A 14,302-nucleotide genomic window follows, 5' to 3' on the forward strand; every position below is an offset into this window, starting at 1 on the left:
CTCCCACGGTCTGTACTGCGTCAACAGTCAGAATCGAGCCTTGTCCCTCCTCCTCCCTTCAAGTCCTACCATACAAGCGAGCCTGCTCGCGATGGCGTCCTCAGGGCAACAAAACAGTCGAGCCAGTCGTACGTCGCGCCGACAACTCGGTCTGCGCCTTCGCCGCTTCGGCCAATGGGTACTTCTGGCTGATGTCCACGTTCAGCTTGCCGCTGATGATCATCTCGAACAGCTCATCCGCCATACGCTGCAGGTTCTCGGCATTGTTGGCGTAAGTCGCCAGGGTCGGGCGGGTCACGTACAGCGAACCCTTCGCCGACAGAATGCCCAGGTTCACCCCGTCTACCGCACCCGACGCATTGCCGAAGCTCACCACCATGCCGCGAGGCGCCGCGCTATCAAGCGAAGTCAGCCAAGTGTCCTTGCCCACGCCGTCGTACACCACCGGGACTTTTTTCCCGTCAGTCAATTCCAGTACGCGTTGTGCGACGTCTTCGTGGCTGTAATCGATGGTCGCCCAAGCGCCGTTGGCCTTGGCCAGTGCGGCTTTTTCCGGTGAGCTGACCGTGCCGATCAACTTCACGCCCAAGGCCTTGGCCCATTGGCAAGCCAGGGAGCCGACGCCACCGGCCGCGGCGTGAAACAGAATGGTTTCGCCACCCTTGAATTCATAGGTCTGACGCAGCAGGTACTGCACGGTCAGGCCCTTGAGCATGACCCCGGCGGCCTGTTCGAAGCTGATCGCGTTCGGCAGATGCACCAGATTGGCTTCCGGCAACACATGAACATCGCTGTAGGCGCCCAACGGACCGCTGCCGTACGCCACGCGATCTCCCACTTTGAACCGGGTGACTTCACTGCCCACCGCCTCGACCACGCCTGCACCTTCCGAGCCCACACCCGATGGCAGGGCTGGGGGTGCATAGAGACCGCTGCGGTAATAGGTGTCGATGAAATTCAGGCCGATGGCCTTGTTGGTCACGCGAACCTGCTGCGGGCCGGGCTCGGCGGGTTGGTAATCGACATGCTCGAGTACGTCGGGGCCGCCATGGGCGCGGAACTGGATACGCTTAGCCATCAGAACTCTCCTTAGGTCTTGGCTACTGGAGTTGTAGCGCGAAGCTCCCTATCGAACTCCCATGCTTGATCTTCGTCAACTGCGGCAGGCCCATCTGCGATGTTATGCTACGCGCCCATTTGCGCCGGCCCCGCTCCCATGGAGCGCCGCGTAGCTTTGCCCGATTCAAGGTGATGACATGACGACCCGCACCGAGGCCGTAAAAGCCTACCTGCTCGACCTGCAAGACCGCATTTGCGCGGCCCTCGAAGCTGAAGACGGCGGCACGCAGTTCGTCGAAGACGCCTGGACCCGGCCTGCCGGCGGTGGCGGTCGCACCCGGGTGATCGAAAACGGCGCGGTCATCGAAAAGGGCGGCGTCAACTTTTCCCACGTCTTCGGCAGCGGCCTCCCACCGTCCGCCAGCGCCCATCGACCAGAACTGGCCGGCCGTGGCTTCGAAGCCCTCGGCGTGTCTTTGGTCATTCACCCGCACAACCCGCATGTGCCGACGTCCCACGCCAACGTGCGCTTTTTCATCGCTGAAAAAGAAGGCGAAGAACCGGTGTGGTGGTTTGGCGGTGGCTTCGACCTGACCCCTTACTACGGCAATGAAGAAGACTGCGTGCATTGGCACCGCGTCGCCGAGCAGGCCTGCGCGCCGTTCGGTCCGGACGTCTACTCGCGCTACAAAGCCTGGTGCGACAGCTATTTCCACATCAAGCATCGCCACGAGCCACGCGGTATCGGCGGGCTGTTCTTTGATGATTTGAACGAGTGGGACTTCGACACCAGTTTCGCCTTCATGCGTGCCATCGGTGACGCGTTCATCGACGCTTACCTGCCGATCGTGCAGCGCCGCAAAAACGATGCGTTTACCGCCAAACAGCGTGAGTTCCAGGAATTCCGCCGTGGGCGCTACGTTGAATTCAACCTGGTCTACGATCGTGGCACGCTGTTCGGTCTGCAATCGGGCGGGCGCACCGAGTCGATCCTGATGTCCCTGCCGCCGCAAGTACGCTGGAGTTACGATTGGAAAGCCGAGCCGGGCACCGAAGAAGCACGGCTGACCGAGTACTTCCTGCAAGACCGCGATTGGTTGGCCAAGGCCTGAACGAGGAATCCTGATGGACCGTTACGTCGTATTCGGTAACCCGATTGGCCACAGCAAGTCGCCGCTGATCCACCGTTTGTTCGCCGAGCAGACGGGTCAAAAACTGGACTACAGCACGTTGCTGGCGCCCCTCGACGATTTTTCCACCTGCGCCCGGACGTTTTTCCTCGAAGGCCGTGGGGCGAATGTGACAGTGCCATTCAAGGAAGAAGCCTATCGTCTGGCGAACAGTCTGACGGCGCGGGCGCAACGCGCCGGTGCGGTGAATACCCTGAGCAAACTCGCTGATGGCGGCCTGCTGGGTGACAACACCGATGGCGCCGGGCTGGTGCGGGACCTGACGGTCAACGCCGGTTTCAGCCTCAAGGGCAAACGCATCCTGCTGCTTGGTGCCGGTGGCGCGGTGCGCGGCGCGCTGGAGCCGCTGCTGGCCGAGCAACCCGCCTCGGTGATCATCGCCAACCGCACGGTGGAAAAAGCCGAACTGTTAGCGGAATTATTCGCGGACCTGGGGCCGGTGTCGGCCAGTGGTTTTGATTGGTTGAAGGAATCGGTGGACCTGATCATCAACGCGACGTCCGCCAGCCTGTCAGGGGATGTACCGCCGATTGCGAGCAGTTTGATCGAGCCGGGCAAAACGGTGTGCTACGACATGATGTATGGCAAGGAGCCGACCTCGTTCTGCCGTTGGGCCAGTGAACATGGCGCGGCGGTGTCGATGGATGGGTTGGGAATGCTCGCTGAACAAGCGGCAGAAGCCTTCTTCCTGTGGCGCGGTGTGCGCCCGGATACGGCGCCGGTGCTGGCCGAGTTGCGTCGGCAGTTGGCCCTTTAAAAGCATCGCGAGCAGGCTCGCTCCCACAGGGGATCACCGAAAACCTGTGGGAGCGAGCCTGCTCGCGATGGCTGCGACACCGATTTAGATCAGTCCTCAAACCGAATCGGGCAGTTCTCCGCCCCTTCCAGCTTCCTCAATTCCTCCACCACCTGCGGTCGCGCGCGCCGCAGGGTCAGGCTGCGATCCTGGCGCAATAGCCGCCGCGCTTCCTGGTGCAGCATCTCCACACCTGAATAGTCGATGAAGTTGATCTGCTGCGCTTCGATCACCACGCGCGCGCCGTGCATCCGTTGCAGGCGTACTTGCAGGTAATGGCTGGCGCCGAAAAAGATCGAGCCGCCCACCCGCAGAATGTCTTCATCCCCATCCTGCCAATGCTGCACCCGCGGTTGCGAGGTGCGTTTGAGGTAGAAGAACAGCGAAGCCAGCACCCCGGCGTAGATCGCGGTCTGCAATTCCAGCAGTAGTGTGGCGACGCAGGTCAGCGCCATGACCAGGAACTCGGCGCGACTGACCCGCAACAACGCGCGAATGCCGCGATGATCCACCAGCCCCCAGGCGATCAACAAAATGCTGCCGGCCATGGCCGGGATCGGAATGTGCGCGATCAAATTCGCGCCGAAGATGGCGAACAGCGCCACCCACACCGCCGAAAAAACCCCGGCCATCGGCGAGCAGGCGCCTGCTTCGTAGCTCAGGCCGGAGCGGGTGAAGGAACCGGCTGACAGCGATCCGGAAAAAAACGCACCGATCATGTTCGATAAACCCTGGGCGCGGACTTCTTGGTTGGCGTCGAGCAACTGCTGGGAGCGGGCCGACAAGGATCGGGCAATCGACAGGCTGGTGACCAGCCCGAGCATGCCCACCGCCACTGCACTGGGTAGCAAACGTAGAATCAGCTCCAGATCCAGCGGCAGCGGGCTGAAAGGCGGCAGCCGCCCGACAAATGCGCTGACCAATTGCACATGGCCGAACATCGATGGCCAAAGCCAGACCAGCAATCCGCTCAGCACCAGGGTGATCAATAGCGTCGGCCAGCGCGGCAGGAGCAATTTGAGGATGACGCCGACGAGGACCGTCGCCAGGCCCAGCATCAGCGACGGTTTGTCCACTTCGCCGAGGTGACTGAAGAGCGTCACCAAGCTGTTCAGCGCTGTGGCCTGGTTGGGTAACTCCAACCCCAGCAGATTCGGCAGTTGACCGATGGCAATCACCACCGCCGCGCCGAGGGTAAAACCCAGCACCACCGAGTGCGAAACGAAATTGACCAAGGCGCCGAAGCGCAGCAAACCGAGCAGCCACTGGAAAATGCCGGCAAGCAGCGTCAGCAACAGGATCAGGGTGACGTAGTCCTCTGACGCCGGAACGGCCAGCGGACTGACGCTGGCGTACAGGACGATAGAAATCGCCGCCGTAGGACCGCAGATCAAGTGCCACGAAGAACCCCAGAGACAGGCGATCAGCACCGGAATAATCGCCGCGTACAGGCCGTATTCAGGTGGGAGGCCGGCGATTAGCGCGTAGGCAATGGATTGCGGCAACGCGAGAATCGCACCGCTGAGGCCGACAATCAGGTCACGACCGACACTGGCGCGGGTTTGCCGGGGCATCCAGGTCAGGAAAGGGAAGAGTGAATGGCGGCTGGGGAAGGCCATGGGTCCTCTCGGGTGGGATTTTGCGCAAGGGTAGCAGGACTAGCCGTTGATCGTTCCCACGCTCCGCGTGGGAATGCATCCCGTGACGCTCCGCGTCACATTACCGAGCGGACGCGGAGCGTCCATTGCGGCATTCCCACGCAGAGCGTGGGAACGATCGGCGGCAGGGATTCAGAGTTTGGCTTTGACGGCCCCCAACGCATCCTTCCCATCCACTGTCTTCACCCCATCCAGCCATTTATCCAGCACCGCCGGATTCGCCTTGATCCAGGCCTTGGCCGCATCAGCGTTGCTGACCTTCTTGTTCACCACCTCGGCCATGATGCTGTTCTCCATTTCCTGGGTGAAACTCAGGTTGGTGAGCAGTTTGCCGACATTCGGGCAGGCCTGTGCATAACCTTTGCGGGTCAGGGTATAAACGCTGCCGGTGTCGCCGAAGTACTTCTCGCCACCTTTGAGGTAATGCATCTTCAGTTGCACGTTCATCGGGTGCGGGGTCCAGCCGAGGAAGGTCACGAACTTCTGTTTTTTCACCGCGCGAGACACTTCGGCCAGCATTGCCTGCTCGCTGGACTCGACCAGTTTCCACTGGCCCATGTCGAAGTCGTTCTTCTTGATGATTTCCTGCAAGGAGATGTTGGCAGGAGCGCCGGAGCCAATGCCGTAGATTTTCTTGTCGAACTTGTCGGCGTATTTGTTCAGGTCGGAAAAATTACGCACACCCGCGTCCCAGACGTAATCCGGGACCGCGAGGGTGAATTCGGTGCCGTCGAGGTTCTTCGCCAGTTGCGTGACATCGCCGGTGGCCACGAATTTGTCGTAGAAACCCTGTTGCGCCGGCATCCAGTTACCGAGAAACACGTCGACCTGGCCATCTTTCAAGCCGCCAAAGGTGATCGGCACTGCAAGCGTGTCGACCTTGGCCTTGTAACCCATGCCGTCCAGCAGAAACCCGGTGATGGCGTTGGTGGCGGCAATGTCGCTCCAGCCAGGGTCGGCCATTTTTACCGTCTCGCAACTCTGCTCGGCATACGCCGATGCACTGCCCAGAGCCAGAAGCCCGACCGTCATTGCTGTGGATAACCTACGCATGGCATTCCCCTTAACATTATTGGTTTTGGCAGGGTTGTGGATAACGTGCTTTACGCTCCAGATCGTCGAGGTCGATGTGGTTGCGCATGTACTGCTGACTGGCGTCCACCAGCGGCTGGTGATCCCAGCTCTTCAACTTGCCGATGGTTAATGCCTCGGCGACAAAACGTCGGCGCCGCTGGCTGGCGAGCACCTGTTGATGGATCGCCGGGATATCCCATTTGGCCCGGGCTTCGGCGAGAAATTCATCGAAAAGCGACTGATGTTGTGGCGATTGGCTGAGTTCTTCCAGTTCGCGCGGATCGTTGTGTACGTCGAAGAGTAGGCAAGGGTCGTCTTCGCTGTAGATGAATTTGTAGTTTCCACGGCGAATCATCATCAGCGGGCTGATGGTGCCTTCAGCCATGTACTCGCCGAAGACCTCGTCGTGACCACCCTGCCCTTGCAGGTGCGAGACCAGCGAGCGGCCATCCAGCGGCAACCCAGGCTCCAGCGACCCACCGGCCAGTTCGACGAAGGTCGGCAACAGATCGGCAGTCGAGACCGCCGCGCTGACCCGGCCAGCCCCGAATTGTCCTGGCGCACTGATCAACAGCGGCACGCGGGCGGCCATTTCGAACCAGTGCATCTTGTACCAGAGCCCACGCTCGCCGAGCATGTCGCCATGGTCGCCGGAGAAGACGATGATGGTGTCCTCGATCAGGCCGGTTTCCTCGAGTGTTTGCAGGAGCTTGCCGACATTACTGTCTATATAGCTGCACGCACCGAAGTACGCACGGCGCGCATCGCGAATCTTATCCACAGGCAGCGGTTTGTCCCACAGGTCGTAAACCTTGAGTAAACGCTGGGAGTGCGGATCCAGTTCAGCCTGCGCCGGGGTTTCGGGCAACGGGATATCGGCATCGTCGTACAGGTCCCAGAAAGCCTTGGGAATGGTGTACGGGTCGTGTGGGTGAGTCATCGAAACGGTCAGGCAAAACGGCTGATCGCCATCCTCGCGGATATGATCGAACAGGTACTGTTGGGCCTTGAACACCACCTCTTCGTCGAAATCCAACTGATTGGTGCGTACGCACGGCCCGGCCTGCAACACCGATGACATATTGTGAAACCAGGTTGGACGCACGTCTGGCTCGTCCCAGTTCACAGACCAACCGTAATCGGCCGGGTAAATGTCGCTGGTCAGGCGTTCTTCATAACCATGCAACTGATCCGGTCCGCAGAAATGCATCTTGCCCGACAGCGCGGTGCGGTAGCCGAGTCGACGCAAGTAGTGGGCATAAGTCGGTACGTCGGCGGGGAAATCGGCCGCGTTGTCGTAGGCGCCGATCTTGCTCGGTAACTGACCGCTGACCAGGGTAAAACGCGACGGCGCGCACAGTGGGCTGTTGCAATACGCGGCGTCGAATACCACGCCTTCGGCGGCGAGGCGGCTGAGATTCGGCAGTTTGATGGGCGAAGGGCCGTAGAACGGCAACATTGGCGCGGCCATCTGATCGGCCATGATGAAAAGAATATTCTTGCGCTTCATGTGATCGCGGCATTCCATAGTGAATATTTATGCGAAAGTGCTGCGATCGAGCATGTAGCCCAAGCAATTTGTGGTAAAGCCCATGCACGGCAATGACTAGGATAAGCACAGCTTATGTATGACGCCCTTGGTGATTTGTCTCTGGATTTGCTTCGCGCCTTTGAAGCGGCGGCCCGTCAACGCAGCTTCACGGCGGCCGCGGTGGAGCTCGGCACCACGCAACCGGCCATCAGCCAGCAGATCAAACGGTTGGAAGAGCAACTCGGGACGCGGCTGTTTGACCGGATCTATCGCGGCATCGAACTGACCGAGGCCGGGACCATCCTGTTTGAGCAGGTTCAGCTCGGATTGCAGAATATCGATGCAGGATTGAGCGCAATCAGCACACAGCACCAACATGAAGTGTTGCAGGTCGCCACCGATTTCGCCTTCGCCGCGTATTGGCTGATGCCGCGCCTGCACCGCTTCCATGCCGCCAATCCTCAGGTGGACGTCAGCCTGGTGACCAGCGAACGCAGCCTTAATATGCTGCGCACCGATATCGATGTGGCGGTGTTGTTTGGGGATGGCCGATTCAAGCAGGGCGAAAGCCATTGGCTGTTCAGCGAAGAAGTGTTTCCGGTGTGCAGCCCGCTGCTGTTAAAGGATCGTCCGCTGCCCTTGCCCTGCCAATCATTGCTCGAGTTCCCGCTGCTGCACCTTCGAGGCGAGAACAGCAGCAACTGGTTCGACTGGAGCGGCGTGTTTCGCGAGTTGGGGATCGCTTCGGCACCTGCGCCCGGGCAATTGCGCTTCGACAATTACACGCTACTGATCCAGGCCGCGATTGGCGGCCAAGGGGTGGCGATTGGGTGGCGGCACCTTGTGGATAACTTGCTGGCGCAAGGTTTGTTGTGCCGACCGATCGCGGAAACAGTGATCTCCAAACTCGGCTATTACGTGGTCCTGCCCCAGCGGAAACGGCGTGGTGCGCTGATTCAACAGTTCGTGGACTGGCTGATGGCCGAGCAGGCCAGTAGTGCGCAATCGCTCAATGGCTTACCGTTGCCGTCTATTGCTGTATAGCCTCGGTCGCGACAAAGGTCACGTGTTCGCCGACATGCAGGTTCAACCGCAATTCATCGGCAATCCCCACCGCCACCCGGCTCAGCCGTTCAAGCGGCTCGGCGAGGCCCGGCTCCAGGCTGCGGCTGACGTGGCTGAAATGCTCGATGGTCAGCCCTGGCACCCCGCGCGGCGCATTCACCAGCGTCCAGTGCAAGGTGCTGCTTTGCAGGGCCTCGCGGATTTCTTCGGCGGCGTGGCGTTGCAGTCGATCTTCTATCTCCGGATCGTCCAGTGCCTCGAAATCACCGACCAGAAACAGCCGGGCAATCCCTGAGGCCTGCATGCCATCGATCAGAGCGTCCACCGCGAGCACTTGCTCGACCGGGCCGGGCACAATGGATTTTTCCACGTGCTCGCTGCTCATCGGCAATCCGGGTGCATCCAGCAGGCAGATCACCGCAGAACATCCGGCGACGCTCTGCTTGACCCGCTTGGCGTCGAACAAATCACCGGTCTTGGTGCGCAATCCCGGGCGCGGCGCGAGCGCTGTCAGGTCATCAAGAATGGCGATCACTTCATGTTGGCGCCGCAGCATTTCAGCCATCAGCGCACTGCCCAGGCTACTCATGGCACCATAAAGCACTACTTTCACTACGGGGGTTTCGGCATTTTTCATGGCCGTGCTCCGCTCTTTCTATCTCTATGGCGTGTGACCTGTGGGCAACAACGCCGGTTCGCCTCGGTTCAGAGGGTTTCAAATGCAGCAGATCAAGGGCTACCACGCCCATGTCTACTTCGACGCCAACACCCTTGCTCAGGCGCGAGCCTTGTGTGAGGAGGCAGCGCAATTGTTTCCAGTGAAGATGGGGCGCGTCCATGAACGCCCGGTGGGCCCGCACCCCGACTGGAGCTGCCAGTTGGCGTTCGAGCCGCAATACATCGGCGACGTGCTGCCCTGGCTTGCGCTCAACCGCAAGGGTTTGGTGGTGTTCCTGCACCCGGACACCGGCGACGATCTGCTCGACCACACTGAGCACGCGATCTGGATGGGCGCGATTCGGCCACTGGATCTGTCTATTTTTTGATCAGTTTACAACTGTTCCTCGGCTTCGCCGGGCAAATGTTCATCCAGGTGCAGCCAGGGCAGTCGGTTGTCAGTCCAGATATGCCTTTGGGCGGGTGCGTGCTCGGGATGATCGAGGGTGGCGATGGTCACGTCGATGCTGTCCGGGCTCAGGTCGGTGACCAGCGCCAGCTGCGCCCCACAGTTGCCGCAGAAATACCGTACGCAGGTTGTTGAAGAGTCGTACTGCGCTGGCGTTCCTTTCACCCATTCAAAGGCTGACGCAGGCACGGTGATCCAGGTGGTCACGATCCCGCCGCTGACCCGCCGACAAATCGAACAATGACAATGGGCGATGTCGCGCAAAGGCCCGCTGAATTGATAGCGCAGATGTCCGCAGTGGCAGCCGCCCGTATGAACTTCGCCCATGTTTTGTCCTCCTGCCCCGTATTCAGGGACTTTGAACCCGCCCGACGACCGGTTGCACATCTGGTCAATGCTTTCATCCGCGAAAGCTGGGTGAAAGCTTCCCCGATTAGGATCGCCCCCACTACCGGCAACAGACCGGTCGGCCAATGCCAGTGTTTTATCGCTCGCACAGCCCATTTAACAACAACAATGGTGATCCTGATGTCCTTTGCAACCCGCCACTTCGCTGTCACTCCACCCATACGCCTTGTGCTTCCCGTTCTGCGCTGAGCCACCCGGTTCGCCCATTCCCTAGCCGCGCTATGCCTGGAGTATTCCCATGCTGACTTTCCTTGGCTTTGCCATGGTCATCACGTTCATGTTCCTGATCATGACCAAGCGCCTGTCCGCGCTGATCGCTCTGATCATCATCCCGATCCTGTTCGCTCTGTTCGGTGGTTTTGCGCCGAAGATCGGCCCGATGATGCTCGAAGGCATCACCAAGCTCGCACCGACCGGTGTGATGCTGATGTTCGCCATTCTGTACTTCGCCCTGATGATCGATTCCGGCCTGTTCGACCCGGCCGTGCGCAAGATCCTCAAACTGGTCAAGGGCGACCCGTTGAAAGTTTCGGTCGGCACCGCCGTACTGGCGCTCGTCGTCTCCCTCGATGGGGACGGCGCGACCACTTATATGATCTGCGTGGCCGCCATGCTGCCGCTCTACGCCCGTATCGGCATGAGCCCGCGGATCATGGCCGGCTTGATCATCCTCGCCGGTGGCGTGATGAACATGACGCCCTGGGGCGGCCCGACCGCTCGTGCGGCCAGTGCGCTGCACGTGGACCCGTCCGACATCTTCGTACCGATGATTCCGGCGATGGCTTTCGGGGTGCTGGCCATCCTCGTGATTGCCTACTTCTATGGCAAGCGTGAACGTGCGCGCCTGGGTGAGCTGCACTTGGTGGGCGAGGAAATCGATCACAGTGAAATCAGCGTTTCGCAATTCCCGGATGCCCGTCGTCCGAAGTTGATCTGGTTCAACGGCGCCCTGACCCTGGCCCTGATGTGCACCCTGGTCGCCGGTCTGTTGCCGCTGCCGGTGCTGTTCATGGTGGCGTTCAGTATCGCGATGATCGTCAACTACCCGTGCCTGCAACAGCAGAAGGACCGCGTCGCGGCCCACGCCGGTAGCGTGCTGGCGGTGGTCGGCTTGATCTTCGCGGCCGGTATCTTCACCGGTATCCTGACGGGCACCGGCATGGTCGATGCGATGTCGAAAAGCCTGTTGGCGGTCATCCCGGACTTTCTCGGCCCGTACCTGGCGGTAATCACTGCACTGGTGAGCATGCCGTTCACGTTCTTCATGTCGAATGATGCATTTTATTACGGCGTGTTACCGGTACTTGCGGAAGCCGCCAGCCATTACGGTATAACCGCGGTTGAAATGGCACGTGCCTCGATCGTCGGTCAGCCCGTCCACTTGCTGAGCCCGCTGGTACCATCGACCTACCTGTTGGTGGCCCTGGCCGGTATCGACTTCGGTGATCACCAGCGTTTCACCCTGAAGTGGGCAGTACTGGTTTGCATGTGCATACTGGTCGCCGCCTTGCTGATGGGGATTTTTCCGCTGTTCAGCACTCTATAAGCCCAAGACTCACCATGACGGGTCCAGGCTTTGTTGTTTGAAGCCTGGGCCCTTCGTGGTTTAACACTCGCACAAAGGAATACACATGGAATGGCTGACCAACCCTGAAATCTGGGTTGCCTTCTTTACCCTGACCGCCCTGGAAATCGTCCTGGGTATCGATAACATCATCATGATTTCGATCCTGGTCAGCCGCATGCCCAAGCACATGCAACAGCGCACCCGGATTTTCGGCCTGGCACTGGCCATGATCACGCGGATCCTGTTGCTGCTGTCGATCACCTGGGTCATGCGCCTTACCGCCGACTTGTTCGAAGTGTTCGGCCAGGGGATTTCCGGGCGTGACCTGATCCTGTTCTTCGGTGGCCTGTTCCTGCTGTGGAAGAGCTCGCAAGAGATGTACCACGCGCTGGAAGGTGAAGACGAAACCAATGAGGAGCCGGGCGGCAAAGGCGGCAACTTCCTCTACACCATCATTCAGATCGCAATCATCGACATCGTGTTTTCGCTGGACTCGGTCATCACCGCTGTTGGCATGGTGTCCCACGTACCGGTCATGGTCGCGGCGATCATCGTGGCCGTACTGGTGATGATGTGGGCTTCCGGCACCATCAGCGAGTTCATCGACAAGCACCCGTCGCTGAAGATGCTGGCGCTGTCGTTCCTGTTGATTGTCGGTACTGTGCTGATTGCTGAATCCCTCGACGTTCACGTACCAAAAGGCTACGTCTACTTCGCCATGGCGTTCTCGCTGGCGGTGGAAGCGATCAACATCAAGATGCGCACCGCCATGGCGAGAAAGCGCAAACAGCAGGATCCGGTGAAGCTGCGCAAGGACATTCCGGGGCAGTAACCCGAATGCCATGTGATGACAAAGGGACCTTCGGGTCCCTTTTTCATATCTGCATCAAGCTGTTTTCATGACAGTTTTGTTTCAATCGCTTCTTTAGCTGTGCGATGCTGGCGCGCAGACCGTTAGCCAACTACAGCTTAAGTACAGAACGTAGAAGAACACGCCGCACCGTCAACTTGCCCCTTTGGGGCGCTACCACCACAGGGGGTCTATATGCTCACCCTGCTCAATTTGTTATCCGCCGTGGCCTTGTTGATTTGGGGCACGCATATCGTCCGAACCGGCATTCTGCGGGTCTACGGCTCCAACCTGCGCCATGTGATTGGGCGGAACATGTCCAAGCGCTGGCTGGCGTTCATCTCGGGGATCGTCGTGACAGCGATGGTCCAGAGCAGCAACGCCACCGCCATGCTCGTCACTTCCTTTGTCGGTCAGGGCCTGATGGCGCTGACCCCGGCCCTGGCGACCATGCTCGGGGCCGACGTCGGTACCGCGCTGATGGCGCGGGTGCTGACCCTGGACCTGTCATGGCTGTCGCCGCTGCTGATCTTTCTCGGGGTGATTTTCTTCCTGTCGCGCAAACAGACCCGGGCAGGACAGATGGGCCGGGTGAGTATCGGCCTGGGGCTGATCATCCTGGCGCTGCAGCTGATCGTCGAGGCTGCCGCGCCGATCACCCAGGCCCAAGGCGTGAAGGTGATTTTCGCTTCGCTCACCGGCGACATCCTGCTCGATGCCCTGGTCGGCGCGCTGTTTGCGATGGTTTCCTACTCCAGCCTCGCCGCCGTCCTGCTGACCGCGACCCTGGCCGGTGCTGCGGTGATCAGTCTGCCCGTGGCCATCGGTCTGGTGATCGGCGCCAACATCGGCAGCGGTATCCTTGCCTTCCTCAGCACCAGCATGCAGAACGCCGCCGGCCGCCAGGTGGCGTTGGGCAGCCTGCTCTACAAACTGATCGGCCTGTTGCTGATCATTCCGGTGCTTGAACCGTTGGTGCACTGGATCGACAGCCTGGACTTCAGCCCTCAGGAAATGGTCATTGGCTTTCACCTGCTCTACAACACCACGCGTTGCCTGATCTTGCTGCCAAGCGTCGGACCGATGGCCAAATTCTGTGCGTGGGTGCTGCCGGAGCGCCCGCAAATCAACGGTACTGCCAAACCGCGGCATCTTGATCCAACAGCGCTGGTTACGCCCAGCCTGGCACTGGCCAATGCCGCCCGGGAAACCCTGCGCATCGGCGACCTGATCGACAACATGCTCGAAGCCATGCTCGACGTGCTGCACGGCAAACAAACCGCCGTGACCCAGGAAATGCGGCGCCTGACCGATGATGTGGAATCGCTCTACGGTGCGATCAAACTGTATCTGGCGCAAATGCCCCGCGAAGACCTCAGCGAGCAGGACAGCCGGCGTTGGGCGGAAATCATCGAGCTGGCGATCAACCTTAAACTCGCCAGCGACCTCATCGAACGCATGCTGCGCAAGGTTCAGCAGCAGAAAACCTCGCAGCGTCGGTCTTTTTCCGAGGCTGGCCTGGAAGAGTTGGCGGGGCTGCACAGTCAATTGATATCCAACCTGCGCCTGGGGTTGTCGGTGTTCCTTAGTGCCGATAAGGAAAGTGCCCGCCAGTTATTGCGTGAGAAACGGCGCTTTCGCGCACAGGAACGGCGCCTGGCCCATGCTCACGTCAGCCGACTGCAACGTAAGATCATGCAGAGTATCGAGACCAGCTCGTTGCACCTTGAGTTGATTGCCGACATGAAACGTCTGAATTCGCTGTTTTGCAGCAGCGCCTATGTGGTGCTGGAAACTTCCGACACCGGAGCCCTGGCGGTCGACGATTTGGCTGACATCACACATTCACCTTGAACGTCTGGCAGAGTGGTCAGTCAGTAACATTGATTCGGCATTAAGGCCGCCATCGCGAGCAGGCTCGCTCCCACAGGTGATCTGAGTCGGACACACTTTCCGATTTCACCCGAGATCCACTGTG

Annotated in this window: 13 protein-coding genes; 7 read left to right on the forward strand and 6 right to left on the reverse strand. The window is 59.9% G+C overall.

Translation table 11 applies throughout. The annotated features are described in order from the left end of the window. Window positions 1–100 precede the first annotated feature (100 nt). Window positions 101–1,078, reverse strand: a complete 978-nt coding sequence (locus AC3WP4_RS19690) for an NADPH:quinone reductase (RefSeq protein WP_102616800.1) — start codon at window positions 1,076–1,078, stop codon at window positions 101–103. A gap of 178 nt (window positions 1,079–1,256) precedes the next feature. Between AC3WP4_RS19690 and hemF the strand changes: the two genes are divergently transcribed. Both hemF and aroE read left to right on the forward strand, forming a co-directional pair. Then, window positions 1,257–2,171: an oxygen-dependent coproporphyrinogen oxidase gene (gene hemF, locus AC3WP4_RS19695; RefSeq protein WP_102616801.1), complete on the forward strand. Its 915-nt coding sequence runs from the start codon at window positions 1,257–1,259 to the stop codon at window positions 2,169–2,171. 13 nt (window positions 2,172–2,184) lie between these two features. Continuing rightward, entirely contained in the window at window positions 2,185–3,006 is an 822-nt protein-coding gene (gene aroE / locus AC3WP4_RS19700; RefSeq protein WP_102616802.1) for a shikimate dehydrogenase, read from the forward strand. Window positions 3,007–3,095: 89 nt separating this feature from the next. Here aroE and AC3WP4_RS19705 read toward each other — a convergent pair whose 3' ends face one another. The 3 genes from AC3WP4_RS19705 to betC form a co-directional block, all read right to left on the reverse strand. Then, window positions 3,096–4,664: a SulP family inorganic anion transporter gene (locus AC3WP4_RS19705; protein ID WP_102615786.1), complete on the reverse strand. Its 1,569-nt coding sequence runs from the start codon at window positions 4,662–4,664 to the stop codon at window positions 3,096–3,098. Window positions 4,665–4,835: 171 nt separating this feature from the next. Next, entirely contained in the window at window positions 4,836–5,756 is a 921-nt protein-coding gene (gene choX, locus AC3WP4_RS19710) for a choline ABC transporter substrate-binding protein (RefSeq protein WP_076029164.1), read from the reverse strand. Window positions 5,757–5,772: 16 nt separating this feature from the next. Next, the gene (gene betC / locus AC3WP4_RS19715) at window positions 5,773–7,287 is read right to left on the reverse strand and encodes a choline-sulfatase (protein ID WP_074872250.1); all 1,515 of its coding nucleotides are present in this window, start codon (window positions 7,285–7,287) and stop codon (window positions 5,773–5,775) included. A gap of 114 nt (window positions 7,288–7,401) precedes the next feature. Between betC and AC3WP4_RS19720 the strand changes: the two genes are divergently transcribed. Beyond that, the gene (locus AC3WP4_RS19720) at window positions 7,402–8,352 is read left to right on the forward strand and encodes a choline sulfate utilization transcriptional regulator (protein ID WP_074872252.1); all 951 of its coding nucleotides are present in this window, start codon (window positions 7,402–7,404) and stop codon (window positions 8,350–8,352) included. On the opposite strand, the gene AC3WP4_RS19725 is transcribed toward AC3WP4_RS19720, so the two are convergent. Next, window positions 8,339–9,010 (reverse strand): NAD(P)-dependent oxidoreductase, encoded by a 672-nt coding sequence (locus AC3WP4_RS19725; RefSeq protein ID WP_074872254.1) that lies wholly within the window; start codon window positions 9,008–9,010, stop codon window positions 8,339–8,341. The genes AC3WP4_RS19720 and AC3WP4_RS19725 overlap by 14 nt on opposite strands. Before the next feature lie 82 nt (window positions 9,011–9,092). Between AC3WP4_RS19725 and AC3WP4_RS19730 the strand changes: the two genes are divergently transcribed. Further along, complete coding sequence (locus AC3WP4_RS19730; protein ID WP_074872256.1) at window positions 9,093–9,419, forward strand: DOPA 4,5-dioxygenase family protein; 327 nt, start codon at window positions 9,093–9,095, stop codon at window positions 9,417–9,419. A gap of 5 nt (window positions 9,420–9,424) precedes the next feature. On the opposite strand, the gene AC3WP4_RS19735 is transcribed toward AC3WP4_RS19730, so the two are convergent. Beyond that, a complete protein-coding gene (locus AC3WP4_RS19735; protein ID WP_074872258.1) occupies window positions 9,425–9,826 on the reverse strand; it encodes a GFA family protein in 402 nt (133 codons plus the stop codon). Between the two features lie 319 nt (window positions 9,827–10,145). Here AC3WP4_RS19735 and AC3WP4_RS19740 point away from each other — a divergent pair, with 319 nt between their 5' ends. From AC3WP4_RS19740 to AC3WP4_RS19750, 3 genes are all read left to right on the forward strand, one after another. Then, window positions 10,146–11,453, forward strand: coding sequence for a CitMHS family transporter (locus AC3WP4_RS19740; RefSeq protein WP_074872260.1), 1,308 nt, complete (start codon window positions 10,146–10,148; stop codon window positions 11,451–11,453). Window positions 11,454–11,538: 85 nt separating this feature from the next. After that, window positions 11,539–12,306 (forward strand): TerC family protein, encoded by a 768-nt coding sequence (locus AC3WP4_RS19745; RefSeq protein WP_076029159.1) that lies wholly within the window; start codon window positions 11,539–11,541, stop codon window positions 12,304–12,306. 213 nt (window positions 12,307–12,519) lie between these two features. Next, entirely contained in the window at window positions 12,520–14,178 is a 1,659-nt protein-coding gene (locus AC3WP4_RS19750) for a Na/Pi cotransporter family protein (RefSeq protein ID WP_074872263.1), read from the forward strand. Window positions 14,179–14,302: the final 124 nt, after the last annotated feature.

Source organism: Pseudomonas sp. FW305-20 (genome assembly GCF_058788075.1).